Annotated in this window: 13 protein-coding genes and 1 tRNA gene; 7 read left to right on the forward strand and 7 right to left on the reverse strand. The window is 64.8% G+C overall.

The genetic code is table 11. The features are described 5' to 3' along the window. The first annotated feature begins 32 nt into the window (after positions 1–32). Positions 33–118: transfer RNA gene (locus XM53_RS09435), tRNA-Leu, on the forward strand. 68 nt (positions 119–186) lie between these two features. Here the strand turns inward: XM53_RS09435 and metG are convergent. The 3 genes from metG to XM53_RS09450 form a co-directional block, all read right to left on the reverse strand. Beyond that, the gene (gene metG, locus XM53_RS09440; protein WP_057792650.1) at positions 187–1,899 is read right to left on the reverse strand and encodes a methionine--tRNA ligase; all 1,713 of its coding nucleotides are present in this window, start codon (positions 1,897–1,899) and stop codon (positions 187–189) included. A 70-nt stretch (positions 1,900–1,969) separates the two neighbouring features. Next, positions 1,970–3,208, reverse strand: a complete 1,239-nt coding sequence (locus tag XM53_RS09445) for an MFS transporter (protein WP_057792652.1) — start codon at positions 3,206–3,208, stop codon at positions 1,970–1,972. A 168-nt stretch (positions 3,209–3,376) separates the two neighbouring features. Next, positions 3,377–4,813, reverse strand: coding sequence for a calcium-binding protein (locus XM53_RS09450; protein WP_057792654.1), 1,437 nt, complete (start codon positions 4,811–4,813; stop codon positions 3,377–3,379). Between the two features lie 216 nt (positions 4,814–5,029). Between XM53_RS09450 and XM53_RS09455 the strand changes: the two genes are divergently transcribed. Then, positions 5,030–6,286, forward strand: a complete 1,257-nt coding sequence (locus XM53_RS09455) for an aminotransferase class V-fold PLP-dependent enzyme (RefSeq protein WP_057792656.1) — start codon at positions 5,030–5,032, stop codon at positions 6,284–6,286. On the opposite strand, the gene XM53_RS09460 is transcribed toward XM53_RS09455, so the two are convergent. Together XM53_RS09460 and XM53_RS09465 are read right to left on the reverse strand one after the other, a co-directional pair. Further along, positions 6,283–6,804, reverse strand: a complete 522-nt coding sequence (locus XM53_RS09460) for a hypothetical protein (protein ID WP_057792659.1) — start codon at positions 6,802–6,804, stop codon at positions 6,283–6,285. The genes XM53_RS09455 and XM53_RS09460 overlap by 4 nt on opposite strands. Beyond that, positions 6,785–7,390 (reverse strand): helix-turn-helix transcriptional regulator, encoded by a 606-nt coding sequence (locus XM53_RS09465; RefSeq protein WP_160321381.1) that lies wholly within the window; start codon positions 7,388–7,390, stop codon positions 6,785–6,787. Before XM53_RS09465 ends, XM53_RS09460 begins: the two co-directional genes overlap by 20 nt. Positions 7,391–8,217: 827 nt before the next feature. On the opposite strand from XM53_RS09465, the gene XM53_RS09470 reads away from it, so the two are divergent. The 4 genes from XM53_RS09470 to XM53_RS09485 all read left to right on the forward strand — a co-directional run bounded on the left by XM53_RS09470 (position 8,218) and on the right by XM53_RS09485 (position 15,289). Further along, a complete protein-coding gene (locus tag XM53_RS09470; RefSeq protein ID WP_160321382.1) occupies positions 8,218–9,801 on the forward strand; it encodes a hypothetical protein in 1,584 nt (527 codons plus the stop codon). A 109-nt stretch (positions 9,802–9,910) separates the two neighbouring features. Beyond that, on the forward strand, positions 9,911–11,836 hold the full coding sequence (locus XM53_RS09475; protein ID WP_057792665.1) for a hypothetical protein: 1,926 nt from the start codon (positions 9,911–9,913) through the stop codon (positions 11,834–11,836). A gap of 104 nt (positions 11,837–11,940) precedes the next feature. Next, a complete protein-coding gene (locus tag XM53_RS09480) occupies positions 11,941–13,917 on the forward strand; it encodes a type I secretion system permease/ATPase (protein WP_236544454.1) in 1,977 nt (658 codons plus the stop codon). Between the two features lie 25 nt (positions 13,918–13,942). After that, entirely contained in the window at positions 13,943–15,289 is a 1,347-nt protein-coding gene (locus XM53_RS09485) for an HlyD family type I secretion periplasmic adaptor subunit (RefSeq protein ID WP_236544455.1), read from the forward strand. 63 nt (positions 15,290–15,352) lie between these two features. Here XM53_RS09485 and XM53_RS09490 read toward each other — a convergent pair whose 3' ends face one another. Further along, positions 15,353–15,973, reverse strand: a complete 621-nt coding sequence (locus tag XM53_RS09490) for an ImuA family protein (RefSeq protein ID WP_057792669.1) — start codon at positions 15,971–15,973, stop codon at positions 15,353–15,355. 111 nt (positions 15,974–16,084) lie between these two features. Between XM53_RS09490 and XM53_RS09495 the strand changes: the two genes are divergently transcribed. After that, entirely contained in the window at positions 16,085–17,128 is a 1,044-nt protein-coding gene (locus XM53_RS09495; RefSeq protein ID WP_057792671.1) for an aldo/keto reductase, read from the forward strand. A 149-nt stretch (positions 17,129–17,277) separates the two neighbouring features. Here XM53_RS09495 and XM53_RS09500 read toward each other — a convergent pair whose 3' ends face one another. After that, positions 17,278–18,141, reverse strand: coding sequence for a helix-turn-helix domain-containing protein (locus tag XM53_RS09500; RefSeq protein ID WP_057792673.1), 864 nt, complete (start codon positions 18,139–18,141; stop codon positions 17,278–17,280). Between the last annotated feature and the right edge of the window lie 8 nt (positions 18,142–18,149).

Here is an 18,149-nt window from a genome sequence, read left to right on the forward strand (position 1 = left end):
CGCGAAACCGTCGCGCTACGACGGGGGCCTGTGCCCGCGTGGTGGAATGGTAGACACAGGGGACTTAAAATCCCCAGGCCGAAAGGCCGTGCCGGTTCGAGTCCGGCCGCGGGTACCACAGGCCGGGGCCAAAAGCTTTGAGAAAGCTTTTGGCAAATCTTTTCAGAAAAGATTTGAGCGCCGGCGTCAGGTGCGGGTGCCGGAGAAGCGTGCGGCCCACTCCTCGCGCTGGTCGTCGGTGATCTTGGCGAAGAGAACCTCCGGGACGGTGAAGGCGTGGCCGGGTTTTAGGCTTTCAAGCGCCTCGCCTACGTCGTCGGGCCAGTGGCAATCGTCGGTCTGCATGGCCTGCAGCATCGCAGCGGAGGCGTCGGGGATGAAGGGCGCGGAGATCACCGCGTAGAGCCGGATGAGGTTGAGCGCGAGGCGGATCTGCATCGCGGCGCGTTCAGGGTCTTCCTTGAAGGTCGACCATGGGGCGGCGGTTTGTAGATATTCGTTGCCCGCGACCCAGATGGCGCGCAGTTCGGTCGCTGATTTGCGTACCTCGATGGCTTCCATGTGGGTCTCGTACGCACGGATGCGGGTGGTGAGCGTGTCGATCAGCACGGTCTCGTCGGGGCCGTAGCTGCCCGCCTCGGGGACCTCTTCGCTGAATTTGGAACGGCAGAACTTGGTCACGCGGCTGACGAAATTGCCGAGCACGTCGGCGAGATCCTTGTTGACGCTGGCTTGGAAGTTTTCCCAGGTGAATTCGGCGTCCGAACTTTCGGGCGCGTGGCTGAGCAGCCACCAGCGCCAATAGTCAGCCGGCAAGATTTCGAGCGCCTGGTCCATGAACACGCCGCGCCCGCGCGAGGTGCTGAACTGGCCGCCATCGTAGTTGAGGTAATTGAACGACTTGATGTAATCGACCAGCTTCCACGGCTCGCCCGACCCGAGGATCGTGACCGGGAAGCTGAGCGTGTGGAAGGGCACGTTGTCCTTGCCCATGAACTGGGTATAGCGGACATCCTCGGCGCCCTTGTCGGTGCGCCACCAGCGTTCCCAGTCGTCGCCCTTGCCCGCCTCGACCCATTCGGCGCCGCAGGCGATGTATTCGATGGGGGCGTCGAACCAGACATAGAAAACCTTGCCTTCCATGCCGGGCCAAGGGTCGTCCCCGCGCTGCACCGGTACGCCCCAGTCAAGATCGCGGGTGATGCCGCGATCCTGCAGGCCGTCGCCGTCATTGAGCCATTTCTTGGCAATGGAGGTGGTCAGCACCGGCCAGCCCTCTCGCGTGTCGATCCAGTCTTCCAGCCGTTCCTTCATCTGGCTCTGGCGCAGGTAGAGGTGCTTGGTCTCGCGCATCTCGAGGTCGGTCGAGCCGGAAATGGTCGAGCGCGGATCGATCAGGTCGACGGGGTCGAGCTGCTTGGTGCAGTTATCGCACTGGTCGCCGCGGGCGCTGTCGAAACCGCAATTGGGGCAGGTGCCCTCGATATAGCGGTCGGGCAGGAAGCGGCCATCGGCGTTGGAATAGACCTGTTTTTCAGTCACTTCCTCGATCAGGCCGGCGTCATAGAGCTTGCCGGCGAAATGCTGGGTGAGCTTGCGGTTCTGTTCGGACGAGGAGCGGCCGAAATGGTCGAACGACAGGCGAAAACCCTGGCCCAGCTTGTCCTGCACTTCCCACATTTCCGCGCAATACTCGGCCACGGGTTTGCCGGCCTTGGCGGCTGCGAGTTCCGCGGGCGTGCCGTGTTCGTCGGTGGCGCAGAGGAACAGCACCTCGTGCCCCCGGCCGCGCAGGTAGCGGGCATAGAGGTCGGCGGGCAACTGGGAGCCCACGAGATTGCCGAGATGCTTGATCCCGTTGATGTAGGGAATGGCGGAGGTGATCAGGTGGCGGGCCATTGCGAGACGTCCTTGAGCTTTGGGCGTTCGTGTAACGCAATGGCGCGGCCTGTGCCAGAGGCGGTTGGCGTCAGGGGTCGGTGCGCTTGTCGTGTTCGCGGGCGGTGCGGGTGAGCCGCCCGATCAGGAAGGACGTGCGCGGCGACCAGACATAGCGGGTGCGAGCGCCCGCACTGGGCCGGATGAGCATTCGCACGAAGCTGAAGGCGATGAGCACGGCATGGGCCGCGGCGATCATCACGAACATCGCTTGCGGGCCGTAGCGTTCGATCAGGGCGGAGGCCACGTAGGGCGCGGCGATGGCGCCCAACGCGTAGAAAAACATCAGGGCGGCAGAGAGTTCCACCCGCTGTTCAGAGGTGGCGTAGTCGTTGGCGTGGGCGGCGGCGACGGAATAGATCGGAAAGGCGGTAAAGCCGAAGAAGAAGGCAGCGATCATGGCGCCGTTGGGCGAGGTGGTTCCGGCCAGGGCGGTGACGATGCAGCACAGGATGGCGGCGAGCGAGAGGCCGATCATGACGTGGCGGCGGTCGAATTTGTCGGCGAGCCAGCCCGCCGGGTATTGCGCCAGCGCCCCGCCGAGGACGAAGGCGGCGAGAAACCACGCGATCTGGTCGAGCGCGAGGCCGACCTGCTGGCCATATAGGGGGCCCACCATGCGGAATGTGGCGCTGGAGAGCGCGGCGACGATCACGGCGGCGGCGGCGAGGGGCGAGCATTGGACCGCCAGCATGGGGCGCAGGCGGGGGGCCTTGGGGGTTTCGGGCTGGCGCACGGTGGTCAGCGTCAGCGGCAGCAGCGAGGCGCAGCAAATGATGGCCAGCAGGTTGTAGGAGACATATGACGCCGGTTCCAAGACGGAGATCAGCATTTGCGCGACGAGCGACGCGCCCATGTCCGCCACGCGGTAGATGCCCATGGTGCGCCCGCGCGTCTCGTTCGTGACCTTGGCTTGCAGCCAGGCCTCGACCACCGTGTAGCAGCCCGCGACGCAGAGCCCCGAGGCCACGCGCATCAGCGCCCAGGCGATGGGGTCTATGATGATCATGTGCATCAGAAGGCCGATGGCCCCGGCGGCGGTGAAGGCGGCGAAAGCGCGGGAATGGCCGACCGAGCCCATCAGACGCGGGGCGAACCAGCAGCCGATGAAGAAGCCGAAGAAATGCGCCGAGCCGAGAAAGCCGATTTCCTGGGTGGAGAAGTCGAGCGTGATGCCCGACAGCGCATCGAGCGGGGCCACGCCGCCGGTCGACAACTGCAACAGGATGACCGACAGGAAGAGGGCCGCGAAGGAAATGATCATGCGCATGGGCGCAGATTGGCATGGCGCGGCGCGGATGTCCTGCCGCGTTTTCGACAGAACGGTGTCGTTTTCGGCGCGGCTGCCTGCTGGATGGGCGGTTTGCCGAGGGCCGCGCCAAGGGCTGGGGGAAGGGTGCCCGAACGCAGTCCTTGAACCGTCGCGTGCCGCCGCTGGTCAGAACAGGAAGTCGTTCGCGTCCAGATCGGCGAGGCTGACATTGCACAGCAGGATGGATGTGCCGTCTCCGGTGTCGATCAGAACATCGCCGCCCGCCTGGGTCGCGGCGCCCGAGGACGCCGATCCAAGGTTCAGATCGGCGATGTCGGTGATCGCGGAGACCGCGGTCAGGTCGATCCGCTCGAAATCGTTGAGCGCGTCGAAATCCGCAATCGTGTCGGTGCCATGGCCGTCGGCAAAAACGAACGTGTCGGCGTTGAAATCGCCGAACATCAGGTCGTTGCCGGCCCCGCCATCGACGCGGTCAAATCCGGCGCCGGCGCCGATCCGGTCATCGCCGCCACCGGCCTCGATCACATCGTTGCCGATCTGACCATAGAAGGTCGTTGCGTCGGCGCCGCCCTGAAGCGTGTCGTCGCCCGCGCCGCCGAACTGGCCGCCGAAACCGTCGAAATCCTGAAGCAGGTCGTCGCCGTCGCCGCCGAAAAGCCGGTCGAACCCCGCGCCTCCGATCAGCGTGTCGGCGCCGTCGCCGCCGAAGAGGTTATCGGCCTGTGCCCCACCATAGATCAGGTCGTTGCCGGCATTGCCCAACAAATTGTCAAAGCCAAGCTCGCCATGGATTTCGTCGTCGCCGTCGCCGCCCTCGACGCCGTCAACGGTGGCCCCAAAGTTGCTGCCCGCGCGGATCAGGTCGTTGCCGTCGCCGCCGAACAACCGGTCGGGTCCGTCGCCGCCAAGCAGGGTGTCATCGTTCAGCCCGCCATAGAGGATGTCGAAGCCGTCGCCACCCTCGAGGTGGTCGTCGCCGAAGCCGCCCCAAAGTTGGTCGGCGTTGGCACCGCCGATCAACGTATCGGCGCCGGAGCCGCCGTGGATCGTATCGAAGCCGGCGCCGCCTTCGAGGCTGTCATTGCCGCTTTCGCCGTCGAGGTCGTCGTTGCCCGCGCCGCCGCGCAGAGTGTCGTTGTCCGTGCCGCCGTGCAGGGTATCGTTGCCGCCGAACCCGTCGATCAGGTCGTTGCCGCCGTGGCCGGACACGGCATCACGGTCCTCGGTCAGGGTGAAGGTGTCGTCGCCCGACAGCAAGACGGTGAAGGCCTCCAGATCGCTGCGGCCTTCGAGGCGGCGCAGATCGTCTTCGGTGAAGCCGGGGGCGAAATCCAGCTGCACAAGCCGATTGTTCGCGCCGTCGATGATCGACACGGAATAGACCGGATCGCCAGAGTAGGAATTGGAAGCCGTGAACGCCCCTTCGAAGAGCAGGATGGCAGCGTCGCGGCTTTGGTTGAAACTGGTGTTGCCGGCCACGTAAGTCGGCCCCGACGCGTCGCGGGCGAGAAGGCCCATGTACCAGAAGTTCTGGTCGCTGAGACTGAGAAGATCGACCCCGAGCGTGGAGCCGGGGCGGGGAAAACCTGTGACGTCGACCATTGCAAGCACCGTATATTCACAATTTCGAGCGCGATACGGGGTACGCCCGAGAAGTGCAACCTTGGAGAAACGAAATGGGTGTTCTGCCTGCGGGCATGACGGGCCTCGTGCGAAGGGTTTGGCGGTGGGTGTGCGGAGGCTATTGCGTCCAGGGGCGAAACCCACTTAAGCAACGCAAGACGCGCCGCGCGCGCAGCGCCAACCGATGGAGACACGATGATCCACGACACCCCGGGCCTGATCGAGGCCGTTCGCGACCGCTTTGCCCATGTGGACCGCTGCCCGTTCCAGGGCGAGCGGATTTTCTTTGAAAACGCGGGCGGGGCGCTGACGCTGAAAAAGGTGGTGGAGACGTCGGGGTTCTATGCCGCGATCCCGGACAATCCTGGCCGTGCGAACCCGGCGGGGCAGGGCATCCAGGACGTGATCGACCGGGCCAAGGCGGATCTGGCGGTGTTCATGAATGCCTCGACGGGGCAGTTCTTTGCCGGGGAAAGCGGGACCGAGCTGCTGTTTCGGATGATCCGCACGGCCTGCGTGAACGCGCCCGAGGGGGCCAAGGTGATCGGGTCGTCGATCGAGCACCCCGCCTCGCGCAGCGCCGCGCGGCGCTGGGCCGAGGTGGCGGGGCTTCGTTATGTCGAGGTGCCGCATGACGACGCGACGGGCATGGTGACGGCAGAGGCCTATGCCGAACGCATGACGCCCGACGTCGCGGTGGCCACGATCGTCCATGCGTCGCCGGTTACAGGGATGGGGATGGAGGTGGCGGCGATTTCGGCTGCGATAAGGGCGGTGGCGCCGGAGGCGGTGATCATCGTCGACGGGATACAGCACGCGGCGCACGGGCAGCTGGACCTCGACAGCTACGGCGTCGATGGCTATTCGATTTCACCCTACAAGGTGTTTTCGCGCCACGGCTTCGGGATCGGGTGGATTTCGGACCGGCTGAGCCGGATGCCGCATGAGAGGCTGATCGGGTCGCCCGAGGACGCGTGGGAGATGGGTACGCGCGATGCGGGGTCCTATGCCACCGTGTCGGACGTGGTGGCCTATTTCGACTGGCTGGGCGGCGAGGTGTCGGACGAGACCGACCGCCGCCGCCGGATCGAGGCGGCGGGGCGGGCCATTCGCGCCTACGAGACGCATCTGACGGACGCGATGATCAACGGCACCGGCAACCTGCCCGGGCTGCGCGACATGGATCACGTGAGCATCCTGGGCGGGGCCGACAACCCGGCGCGCGAGGGGCTGGTTTCGGTGGTGGTCTCGGGCGTGCCGTCGGCCGAGGTGGTCGAGCGGCTGAACGCGCAAGGCATCCGCACGCATATCCGCAAGGACGACCATTACAGCGGAAACGTTCTGAAACCGCTGGGGCTGAGCGATTGCATCCGCATCTCGATGTGCCACTACAATACCGAGGCCGAGGTGACGCGGCTGCTGACGGCGCTGCGCGAGATGGGCGAGGGCTAAAGCGGGTAGCCGAAGGTCGCGACGGTCTGCCAGATGTCGAGGTTGAGTTGCCGCAGGCGCGCGATCGAGGCGTCGATCCGCGCGACCTCCTGTGCGTCCGCGACTTCCTGCTTGCCAACGAGGATGCGGTCCTTGCGGTCGGCGATGCGCATCATGATCGTGTTGAGCGGCCCGCCATCGGGGCTGAAGGAATAGATGCAGTGGTTGAACTTGTTGCGCAAGGTGGCCTCCTTGCGGAACCGCGCGGTCAGCGACAGCACCGCGTCGCGCTGGTCGGCCGGTGTATGGGCGAGCTTGGCCAGCCGGTCGACAAGATCGAGCCGGGCGCTGGTGGTGTTGAGGGTCAGGAAGATGACCATCGCCACGTCCTTGTCGGTGTCGGCCAGCCCGGCGATCAGGTGGATCAACAGGCTCTCGGTGTTTGTCCAGTTGAAATTGAGCTGACCGACCCGCAGGAACATGTCGCGCAGCGCCTCTTCATGCGCGGGCTGCGCCGGTTCAGAGCCTTGACGTGGCATAGAGCATCGCCGCCTCGGTGCGGTTGTGGACGCCCAGCTTGGAGATGATGTGGTGAATGTGCAGCTTGACGGTGTTTTCCGACAAGCCCAGCTGGGCCGCGATCACCTTGTTCTGGCGCCCGCGCGCGACGTGTTCGAGCACCTCGATCTCGCGGACTGTCAGCCGATCCAGCGCGGAAGCGGCCACGCGGTTGCCGGGCTTTGCCGGCGTCATGTCTTCGCGGCCTCCGGCGTGGTTGGGTGGGTCGGTCGCCGTCAGCGTCGCCGACGTCAGCAGTTCGGGCGTCACGTAGGAGTGCCCCGAAAGGCAAAGCTTGAGCATCGAGATCCACGAGTCGAAGTTCAAGTGTACCGGAAAGAAGCTGGAGACGACAGTGGGATAGAGCGGGCTGGTGATCAGCGACCTGCTTTTGTCCGGGTCGCCGTAGGCGCAGGCGATCTTTGCGCTGGATTGATTGCAGACCCAGGTCGCCAGATGTTCATCCAGCTTTTTCGCCGCACATTGATCGAGAATGACGAGGCAGAGACGGTCGCGCCAGGACGGCAGCATCTCGACAAGCTGGTCCACGGAGTCGAAACGTTTCACGACGGTCCTGTCGATCTCGGCTTCGGTGACCCGACAGAGCCTTTCGGAAAAGCTCTGATTGGCGGAAACCAATGCGATTACAGAATGTGTTTTGCGTTCCAATTTTAAGAACTCTTTCGCGCGTACTTCGCGCGGCTCAGAAAAGTGCTGCATGACAATGCTCCCCCCAAGAAGTCGTCACATTACGCACTGTTAGATCAAAATAATTTATCAAACAGTCAAAATGAAATTCAAAAGATGACGCATCATACCACCACTGAAGTGTTGGCACAAATTTTCCTGTAAATCGGGTTCCGGCATATATCATTCGGTCTGTTTTCTGCCAAAAGTCTAGATCTTTCGGATTAAATCGCAGGTTGAAGAACTACTTCGATTGTCGTGCGTGCATTGGACTGAATAGCCGGAACGGGTCAGTCGGCTTCATCTCAAGAATTTGAAATAAAAAGATAAAATATAGACGCCATCCGGTTTACTCAAGATTAACGGGTGTTTTTGACGTCCGATTCGCGCGCATCTTCGGTCAGGCACGACATCGTGCTGTAAGGATCGGGGATCCAACTCTAGTCAACGGACAATGGTGCACAAGGCGCCCGCGTATGCGGGACCGCATCTGTCCCGTGCGTCATGACCGCGACCGGAGACCGCCCCCGAAGAAAGGACAGGGTGAGGACCGGAACTTTTTATATCGCAGTAAACGGGACGTCCAAGACCGAGATTTCGTTGCGGGTTCCCGAAAATTTCAAACCAAAGACAAACCAATCGCATCCGTCTGCATGTCACTTGGTATAGAGCGGTGACCATCGGATGCTCCATTCGGAGAAAGTCCAATGAGTAAGAAAAACCAATACCTTTTCGGTCTTCAGGGCCAAGGCCAGCTTCAGGGCCAGGGTCAAGGCCAAGCTCAGGCGCAAGGCCAGGGCCAGGGCCAGGGTCAGGATCAGCACCAGTCAAGCCATAATGAGAACGTGAACCTCAGTGGCAACGGCAACCTGAACGGCAATGGCAACGGCAATGCCAATGGCAACCTGAACGGCAACGGCAATGCCAACGGCAACCACAACGGTAATGGCAACGCCAACGGGAACGCCAACGGCAACGTGAACGGCAATGCCAACGGCAACGTCAACGCCAACGGCAACTACAATCACAATGATGCCACCAACACCGCGACGAACACGGCCACGAACACAGCGACCAATGTCAGCACGACAGACGTCAATGTGAACGTGGATGTCGGGCTGGAAGGCCTGCCGTCAGACGATGATTTTGCTGATTTCGACCTGTCAGGTGGCAGCTCGACCGGTGATATCATGATGGCGACCAAGGGCGGTAGCGTTCATGCTGTTTATGGCGCCGGCAATGACATCGTTCTGAAAGACGTGCTGGAAGACGCGCTGAACGGCGCCGGCAACGACGCCGGGACCGTTCTGGCGCAATCGGCGTCGCTGACGGACAATGACACCGTTCACAACGCGCAGGTCCAGAACAGCGGCAATTTCCAGCAGCAGGGCAGCGCGACAGGCGGGACGGCGACTGCCGATGAAGGCATCGAATCCCAGCCGACGGGGGGCACTGGCGGGTCCGGTGCGCTTTCGGCCGGCGGATGGGGCGGTGACGCCGCATCGCTTGGCGGGATCGCGGCAGCCGCGGGCGGCCAAGGCGGCCATGGCGGCATCGCGGCCTCCGGCGGTGGTGACGGCGCGGCCGGCCTTGGCGGTGGACTGGGTTCCATCGGCGTGGGCGTCGGTGTCGGCGGCGAGACCGGTAACGGCGGTGCTGGCGGTGACGGCGGCAACGCGGCCTCTGGCGCGATCGGCGTGAATGACGCCGATGGCGGTGGTGCGGCTGGCCTTGGCGGCGGACTGGGCCTGGGTGGCCTTGGGCTGGTACCGGTCGGCCTGGGAGCCGGGATCGGCCTGGGGGCCGGCGGTGACGGCGGCGACGGCGGCAATGCCGGGTCCGGCGCGATCGGTGCCTCCGACGCGGATGGCGGCAACAGCGGCGGCGCGAACGCGCTGGGTGCCGGCATGAGCACCGGCCTGGGCCTTGGCCTGGGTGCCGGCGGCGACGGCGGCATGGCTGCGGCGCGCGCAGGTGGCGGCGGTGACGGCATGGGTGGCCAGGCCATGGGTGGTGCCGCAGGTGCCATCGGCGGCTATGGCGGCTCGGCCGGCAACGCCAACAACGGCGACGGCGGCATGGCCGGACATGGCGGCCTCTGGGGCTCGAACAATGGCGATGACGGCTTTGTCAACGGCTTGAGCGAAGCCCAAGCGTCGGCGGTTGTCGATACCTCGGCGTTCAACCAGAGCATCGTTCAGGGTGCCAACATCCTGGGCAACACGGTCGACATGACCGTGGTCGGCGGCTCGCTGACCTCGACGCTGGTGGGCGAAGACGACACCGTCTGAGGCCCCGGCCTTGCATTGAAAACGGCCTGCGCGGTGCGCATCGCGCAGGTCATATTTTAAACCAGAAAAGTAGGTCTGGTCTTCGATCTCTGACGAGTAGGAAGAACAAATGGCCTTTGATTTTACAACCGAAGCGATTGCCCATTTTATAGGGTCTTTCAACCAGATTATCGAACAGGCCCGCCTGCGCACGGATCACGATCCGTTCGAGAACGCCGGACCGGCCTATGGTCCTGGAAACGGCCTGAATACGATCACCATCACGCTGTCGGCCCCGATGCAGCCGGTGGCTGTCGATGCCGGTATATCCTATCGTATTCAGCTGCTGCCGCTGCCCGAGCAATTCACGCCGGTGTCAGTTTACATGCAGACCGGGGTCGAAGCTGGCCTGCCCTATGTGGCGGGGGCGAGCGTCGTGGCGCCGCAATGGGTGCCGGGGGTGGCCCTCGGGGGGGCGCCGCAGCCTTACGTCGCGCCACCGCCGCCACCGCCGTCTTATGCAACGGTGGTCTATCAGCACAATCTGCTGGCCGATTCCGACCGGCTTTTGGGCGCGGATGCCGTGGTGGAACTGTCCGAGGAAGCGGCGGCCCTTGCGCTGGACTGGCTGGCGGGGGAGGGCGCCGCACTGGCCGGGCCGGATATTCCCGAGATTCCCGAAAGTGGCGCCGACATCGCGGTGACGGGCCGCGAGGTGCACGAGAGCGTCAGCGCCTTTGTGCCGGGGGCGCCGAAGGAGGCCCAGGTGGCGACGCTGGTCGGAGAGGACGCCGCCGGGATCCACGTGGACGGAGAAGAGGGCGATGCGCTGCCCGATCTGACGGAGGTGCTGCCGGTTCTGCCCGAAGCGGAGGACGACACCGGACCGGCGCATGACGTGATCACCGGCGGCAACACGGTGGTCAACGAAGGCTACATTTCGTTTTCGCTGGCAGAGGCGCCGGTGATCGCGGTGATGGGCGACAGCCTGTCGGTGGTCAGTATCAGCCAGACCAACGTGATCAGTGATCTTGATACGGTGAACGGAATGTTTCGGGGCGCGGGCGGCGCCGACAACATCGTCAGCAACGCCGCGTCATTCCTGACCGTCAGCACGGCGCCGGAAAGCGACGACACGGATGACGCGGCAGACGAGGAGGAGGACGCGCCGGTATTTCCGTGGATCGCATCGGTGATGCGGATCGAGGGGGACGTGGTCAACTTCAACTACCTGCACCAGCAGAATCTGGTGACCGACGACGACATTGTGAGCACCGAACTGACCGCCTCGGAGACCTTCATCCAAAGCGGCGGCAACCTGACGGTGAACGCCACAAGCCTGGTCGAGCTGAGCTATATCTACGATCTGATCGTGGTCGGTGGCGACATCGTGAACGCCAGCATCGTCAACCAGATGAACGTGCTTTTGGACGACGATTTCATCACCTATCCCGAGGACGAGGCCTGGGACGTGACCGACAGCGGCAACGTGCTGTGGAACCAGGCCAGCATTCGTTCGATCGGCGCCGACACGTATCACGACATGTCGGACGGGTTCGCGGCGCTGGGCGACAGCCTTGCCGCCGGGTCGGACGCGGTGCCGGGCAGCATCCTGCGGCATGAGGCATTCGACGGGCAGGACGAGGTTCTGAGCGTGCTTTACATCGAGGGCGACCTGATAAGCCTTCAGGTCGTCGACCAGGTCAACATCCTGTCGGATGTCGATCAGGTGGACGTCAGCGCGCAGGGCGATGCGGCGGCAGCGATCACCGGGGCGAATGCGTTGATCAACATCGCGGCGATCTCGGAATTCGGTGTCGATTCCGAGATCCAGGTGGGCGGCGAGGTCTATTCCGACGCGCTGATGCACCAAGCCGGGCTGATCGTGCAAGAGGACAGCCCGCTTCTGACGCAAGGGGGCGGATTGGTGACCGAGGCGGTCGCCTTTCTGATGGATGACGTGGATCAGCAGGCCGAGGACGGGGATGGCGGATACGGCGGCTATGTCGGCGGGGACGATATGGGCAGCGATCCGATGGGAGGTCTGCTGGCTTGAGCGGAAACATTTTGAAAAAGAGATATTGAACCATGGATAGTCACGAATCACGGGCCGCGCAGGGCGCTTCTGCCGCCACTCACGAAAAGGATCGTACCGGGGGAGTGGATCTTCTGACCCTTTCGCCCGACCTGCGCGTGCCCGGGACAGGGATGCCCGCCGCTAGCGGGCCCGATCCCGCCCCCGAAACCGTTGACGCATCGCCCACACCCGTGATCGATGCCAAGCGGGCGAACGAGGTTTCGCCCGTGCGCGGCGTCCCGAAAGCGCCTCTCCCCAGTGGCGGTGAGGGCGGTGGCGCCAACGGTGGCGGGGGCGGGGCAGGATTTCACAAACGCTCGGGCCCGGTCGATTTCGGCCGCGACCTGAAATTGGGCCTGGCAGCCGTGCGCCGGAACCTTTCGGTGGTGTTGGTGTTCAGCTTCGCAACCAACATCCTGATCCTGGCGATTCCGATCTATCTGTTCCAGATTTCGGACCGGGTGCTGACCAGCCGGTCGGTGGACACGCTGATCATGCTGACCGGCGTCATCATCGGCGCGGTCGTTCTGCAGGCGTTCTTTGACGCGATGCGGCGTTTTGTGCTGATGCGCACGGCGGTCGAGCTGGCCGCGCGGCTGGGCGCGTCGATCCTGAGTGCGGCGGCGCGCGCGGCGCTGGCCAGCAACGGGCGCGAGTACCAGACACTGGGAGATTTGCAGCAGCTGCGCAGCTTTCTGGTGTCGGGCACGCTGATGGCGTTTCTGGACGCGCCGTTCGCACCGCTGTTCGTGCTGGCGATCTTCCTCATCCACTTTCACCTCGGGCTGATCGTGGTGGGCACGGCGCTGCTGCTGCTGGTGATCGCGATGATCAACCAGCGGGCGACGTCGGGACCGTTCACGGTGGCCAACCGGCACCAGAGCGCGGCCAACATGCATCTGGATTCGATGTCGCGGAACAGCCAGATCATCAACGCATTGGCGATGATCCCCGAGGCGGTGTCGATCTGGGGGCGCGACACGGCGGCATCACTGACCGCGCAGGTGCGCGCGCAGGACCGCAACATCACCTCGGCCGCGTTTTCGCGCGGCGTGCGGCTGTTGACGCAGGTGGCGATGCTGGGCTGGGGCGCGTACCTGGCCATCGACGGGCAACTGACCGGCGGCATGGTGATCGCGGCGTCGATCATCGCGGGCCGGGCGCTGGCGCCGATCGAAGGCGCGATCGAGGGATGGAACCAGTTCATCCTGTCGCGCGCGTCGTTTGGCCGGATTTCCGACCTGCTGAAAGCGTCGCCTCTCAACCATGACCGGCTGGTGCTGCCGCGGCCCGAAGGGCGGCTGGACGTGGAACGCCTGCTATACGTGCCGCAGGGCACCAAGAACGTGGTGCTGAACGGTATCAGCTTCAGCCTGGCGCCGGGATCGTCTCTGGCTGTGATCGGCAATTCGGGCGCGGGCAAGACGACGCTGGGCAAGATGCTGGTGGGGGCGGTGCTGCCGACCTCGGGCTGTGTGCGGCTGGACCTGATGGACCTGCGCAACTGGGATCAGCGGCAGTTCGGCGAGAGCATCGGGTATCTGCCGCAGGACGTGCAACTGTTTCCCGGCACGATCAAGGACAACATCGCGCGGATGCGGGACGATGCCACGGACGAGCAGATCTATCAGGCGGCGCAGCTGGCCGACGTGCACCAGATGATCGCCAACCTGCCGCATGGCTACGAGACTGTGGTGGCCGCCGACGGCGCGCCGCTGTCGGGCGGGCAGAAACAGCGGATCGCGCTGGCGCGGGCGTTTTTCGGCAATCCGCGGCTGCTGGTGCTGGACGAGCCGAACTCGAACCTGGACGTGGCGGGCGACCAGGCGCTGGCACGCGCGCTGCAACATGCCAAGGCGCAGGGCATCACGGTTGTCGTGGTCACGCAGAAGCCGTCGCTGCTGGCGCATGTGGACAAGATCATGGTGCTGGCCGGTGGCGCGGTGTCGATGATCGGCCCGCGGGAGCATGTGTTGCAGTCACTGTCGGGCAATCCACAGCCCGCGCCGGGCCCAGGGACCGGCCCGGCGGCGCCGCCGGCCGCGGCGGCACCGGCCTGACCCAGTTTGAACGGAGGATTTTATTGTGAGCCGTATTAAAATGCAGACCTTGCCCGTCGAGACACGCTGGTTCGCGGAAGTGCCGCGCTCGATCCGGCGATTTACCTTTGTTGGCCTGACCGTGATGCTGACATCCTTCGGCGGGTTCGGGGCGTGGGCCTTCAAGGCGCCGCTGGCGGCGGCAGTGATCACGCAAGGATCGTTCGTTGCGATCGGCAACAACCAGTTCGTGCAGCACCTGGAGGGCGGGATCATCCAGGATATCCTGGTGTCCGAGGGCGAGCGTGTCGCTGAGGGTCAGGCGATCATCCAGCTGGACAAGACCGCGGCGCAGGCCAAGCTGCGCGAGCTGTACCTGCGGCGGGCGCGGCTGGAGACGGTGGCGGCGCGGCTGCTGGCGGAATACAACGGCGCCGACAGTTTCACGGTGCCGCCTTTCCTGTCGGGGGGTGCGGACGACCCGGCGGTGCAGCAGATCCTGAGCAACCAGCGGCTGAACTTTGAATCGTCCAAAGCGAAGATCGCAAAGGACATCGGCCTTTTGGAAAGCAACATGCTGGCGCTGAACAGCCGCAAGGAAGGGTTTCTGGCGCAGCAGGGTGCGCTGGAACAGCAGATCGCTTTGCTGAAGGAGGATATCGCCGCGCAATCCGCCCTGCTGGACAAGGGGCTGACCCAGAAATCGCAGCTGAATTCGCTGTACCGCGCGCAGGCGGACGGTCTGGGCCAGATCGGGCAGTTGCAGGCAGAGATACACGAGGTCGACGCGCTGCTGGCCAAGCACGAGCAGCAGATCGAGCAGGTCGTGGTCGAGCATCGCAAGGCCGCGCTGGACGAGCTGCAGTCGGCGGAAAACGAGCTGGACACGGTGCGCGAGAACTATAACCGCGCATTGGAGGTGCACGCGCGGTCGTCGATCGTGTCGCCGGTGGCGGGGACGGTCGTGCGGATGACCTACAACACGCCGGGCGGGGTGATCGAGAGCGGCAAGACCATCGCCGAGATCCTGCCCGCGAATGCGCCGCTGATCATTGAGACCAAGCTGCCGCGCACCGATATCGACAGCGTCAAGATAGGGCAGTCTGCGACGGTGCGTCTGGTGGCGCTGAACCAGCGCACGACGCCGGTGCTGAACGGGACGGTCTATTACGTGTCGGCCGACGCGCTGCCCGACGAGTCGGAGCTGATGCCGCAGGAAGTGTACCTGGCGCGGGTGCGGATCCCGCCCGAGGAGATTGCGCGGGTGCGCAATTTTGCCCCCACGCCGGGGATGCCGGCGGAGGTGATGATCCAGACCGCCGAGCGGACCTTTTTCGAGTATCTCAGCAAGCCGATCACGGATTCGATGTCGCGGGCGTTCCGCGAGCAATAATCCGGCGTGGCGGCGGGACAGGGATGGACAGGTCTGGACGGGGCGCGTTTCCTGCGTCTTTGTTCAGGCGGGCGTGCCAGTTTCCTTGCAGGGATCAAGCGCAAAGCCGCCCTTGGCGCGGGTCACGGCCCATGTCGCCGGGGGCAGTGTGCGGGCGCGGCGGCGCGCGAGGGTCCAGCCCAGCCGCCCGGGCGTGTGGGCTGGGGTCATGTGCCAGCGGCTTTCGACGCCGGGGGCGCCGCCCTCGCCGGGGGTGAGAATGAGGCCGAGGGGCGCGCCGGTGCCTTCGGCCGCGCCGGTTTCCGCCGCGAGATGCAGGCGGCGGACCTGGGTGAGATTGGGCAGGTCCGGCAGTTCGGCCACCGCGAGGGGCACGGCGCCGGAGCGCAGCACTTCCTCGAGGCACCACAGAAGGTCGATGGGCTGGCGCGGCGACAGGAAGGTAAAGCGTTCGGGGCCCACCAGCGCCACCATGCCATCTGGGTTGAGCCGGTCGGCGGCCCAGTCGGGGGCGATCCAGAACACCGGCCCTTGGGTGGCCGCGGCCACCAGCATCGCCGCCATGTGCCGCGCCGGCCCGCAAAGCTCGTGCAGGCGGGCGGGGGTCAGGGCCATCTCGCCCAGCACGGTGAGCGCGGGGCGGGTGCGGTGGCTGCTGCGGCGGGTAAGCAGGGTGGTGTCCATGGCGTTCAATGTAGTTTGTTCGCCATTTGTTCTCAATATCGAAATAGGGGTGACGCCCGTGACAGAGCCGCTACATATGGGGCTTTGACGACAGGCAAGACGGAGCGGGACATGCAGCGCAGGCAATTGGGACGGACGGGCATAGAGGTGAGCGCGCTTTGCCTCGGATCGATGACATGGGGCAGCCAGAATACCGAAGCCGAGGGACACGCCCAGATCGACCGGGCGCTGGACCGGGGTGTGGATTTCATCGACACCGCCGAGATGTACCCGGTGAACCCGATCGCGCAGGAGACCATCGGGCGCACCGAGGAGATCATCGGCACGTGGTTTGTCCGGACGGGGCGGCGCGGTGACGTGGTGCTAGCCACCAAGCATTCGGGCGCGGGGATGCAGCACGCGAGGGAGGGCGCGCCGATCTCGTCGGCGACGATTCCGCAGGCCATCGAAGGCTCGTTGAAGCGGTTGCAGACGGACGTGATCGACCTTTACCAGTTTCACTGGCCCAACCGGGGCAGCTACATGTTCCGGCAGAACTGGACATTCGATCCATCGGCGCAGGACCCGGCCGCGACGCGGGCGCATATGGAAGATGCGCTGGGCGCGCTGGAACGCGAGGTGGAGCGGGGCACGATCCGGGCTTTCGGGCTGTCCAACGAGAGTGCCTGGGGGACGGCGCAGTGGTTGCGGGTGGCCGATGAGGTGGACGGGCCGCGGGTGGCTTCGATCCAGAACGAGTATTCGCTGATGTGCCGCCTTTTTGATACCGACCTGGCGGAGCTGAGCGTGAACGAGGATGTGGGATTGCTGGCGTTCTCGCCGCTGGCGGCGGGACTGTTGACCGGCAAGTACCAGTGCGGCGCGGTGCCCGAGGGCTCGCGCCTGTCTTTGAACGAGACGCTGGGCGGGCGGAAGACCGACAGGGCCTTTGAGGCGGTGGACGCCTACCTGGAGGTGGCGCGGCGGTTCGGCCTCGACCCGGTGCAGATGGCGCTGGCGTGGTGCCTGACACGGCCCTTCATGACCTCGGCCATTTTCGGGGCGACGTCGTTGGAACAGCTGGACGTGGCGCTGGGGGCGGCGGAGGTGGCGTTGTCCGACGAGGTGTTGGAGGCATTGGACGACACGCACAAGGCGCATCCGATGCCGTATTGAGGGGCGGGTGGTGGGTTTTCACCAACCCTACGCGATGCCCGACCGAAAACGCTTTTGTGGCGCGTGTTGACGGGGGCTTTGCCCCCGCGGCGAAACGGTGTTTCGCCGCTCCCCCAGGATATTTTTGGCCAGAAGAAGAGGCGGTGCGGTCAGTCCGCCGTTTCGGCCCAGCATTTCCGGATGTGGGCGGGCAGGTCGCGGGCGCCGATGGCGGCTTCGCGGACGAGCGCGTCGAAATGCAGCGTCAGCGCCGCGACCCGTTCGGTGTCGCGGAAGGCGAGGTAGTTGCGCCCCAGATAGAGCACGGCCAGGAGCGGACCGAAGACGGTGATGGGTGCGGAGTAGAGCCGGCGGGCGTCGAAGAGGTAGAGGCGCAGGCGGGGGTAGAGCTGTTCGGTGATTTCGAGCAGGTAATCGACCTGGCCCTGGCGGATGTCGCGGGGCAGGCCGTGGTAATAGCCTTCGCCGGCGATGAAGCTGTGCATCTCGAAGAGCGGCAGGGCGATTTCGTAATCCGATCGGGTGCCGCGCATCCAGTCGAGCCGATCCTCTGATGCGCCGATGGCCTGTTCGGTGGAGCGGCCCAGGTGGGGGGTGTATTCCCATTCGAGCAATTCGCGGGTTTTCAGCATGTCGGGCAGACCGGCGGGGACGTGGCGGATCTTGTAGCCTGCGGCCTCGCGGTGCCAGGCGAAGATCTGTTCGTCGACGAGCGCCCGGGGGGCTTCGGTCAAGGAAAGCGTGTTGGCGAGGATGTCCGCGGCGGTCTCGGGCCGGTCGGTGAGGCCCAGGAGCCAGTCGGCGGATATGCCGAGGGCGCGGGCGCATTCGCCCACCACCTGCGCATTGGGCAGGCGCGCGCCGGTGCCCTTGAGCAGTTGCGAGATGGTCGAACGGTCGACGCCGACGGTCCGCGCCAGTGCGCTTTGAGACGTGCCGCGCAGGCGCAGCGCCTCGTTGAGGCGGGTGCGGAAGAGGGTGGCGCGGTCACGTTTGTCGGATTTCTGGATCATATGTTGGA

Origin of the sequence: Roseovarius atlanticus (genome assembly GCF_001441615.1) — a bacterium.
Taxonomy (GTDB): Bacteria; Pseudomonadota; Alphaproteobacteria; order Rhodobacterales; family Rhodobacteraceae; genus Roseovarius; species Roseovarius atlanticus.

Coding starts and splice junctions, on each gene's coding strand:
- metG (WP_057792650.1), bottom strand. CDS start 1,899: ATGGCCCGCCACCTGATCACCTCCGCCATTCCCTACATCAACGGGATC.
- XM53_RS09445 (WP_057792652.1), bottom strand. CDS start 3,208: ATGCGCATGATCATTTCCTTCGCGGCCCTCTTCCTGTCGGTCATCCTG.
- XM53_RS09450 (WP_057792654.1), bottom strand. CDS start 4,813: ATGGTCGACGTCACAGGTTTTCCCCGCCCCGGCTCCACGCTCGGGGTC.
- XM53_RS09455 (WP_057792656.1), top strand. CDS start 5,030: ATGATCCACGACACCCCGGGCCTGATCGAGGCCGTTCGCGACCGCTTT.
- XM53_RS09460 (WP_057792659.1), bottom strand. CDS start 6,804: ATGCCACGTCAAGGCTCTGAACCGGCGCAGCCCGCGCATGAAGAGGCG.
- XM53_RS09470 (WP_160321382.1), top strand. CDS start 8,218: ATGAGTAAGAAAAACCAATACCTTTTCGGTCTTCAGGGCCAAGGCCAG.
- XM53_RS09475 (WP_057792665.1), top strand. CDS start 9,911: ATGGCCTTTGATTTTACAACCGAAGCGATTGCCCATTTTATAGGGTCT.
- XM53_RS09490 (WP_057792669.1), bottom strand. CDS start 15,973: ATGGACACCACCCTGCTTACCCGCCGCAGCAGCCACCGCACCCGCCCC.
- XM53_RS09495 (WP_057792671.1), top strand. CDS start 16,085: ATGCAGCGCAGGCAATTGGGACGGACGGGCATAGAGGTGAGCGCGCTT.
- XM53_RS09500 (WP_057792673.1), bottom strand. CDS start 18,141: ATGATCCAGAAATCCGACAAACGTGACCGCGCCACCCTCTTCCGCACC.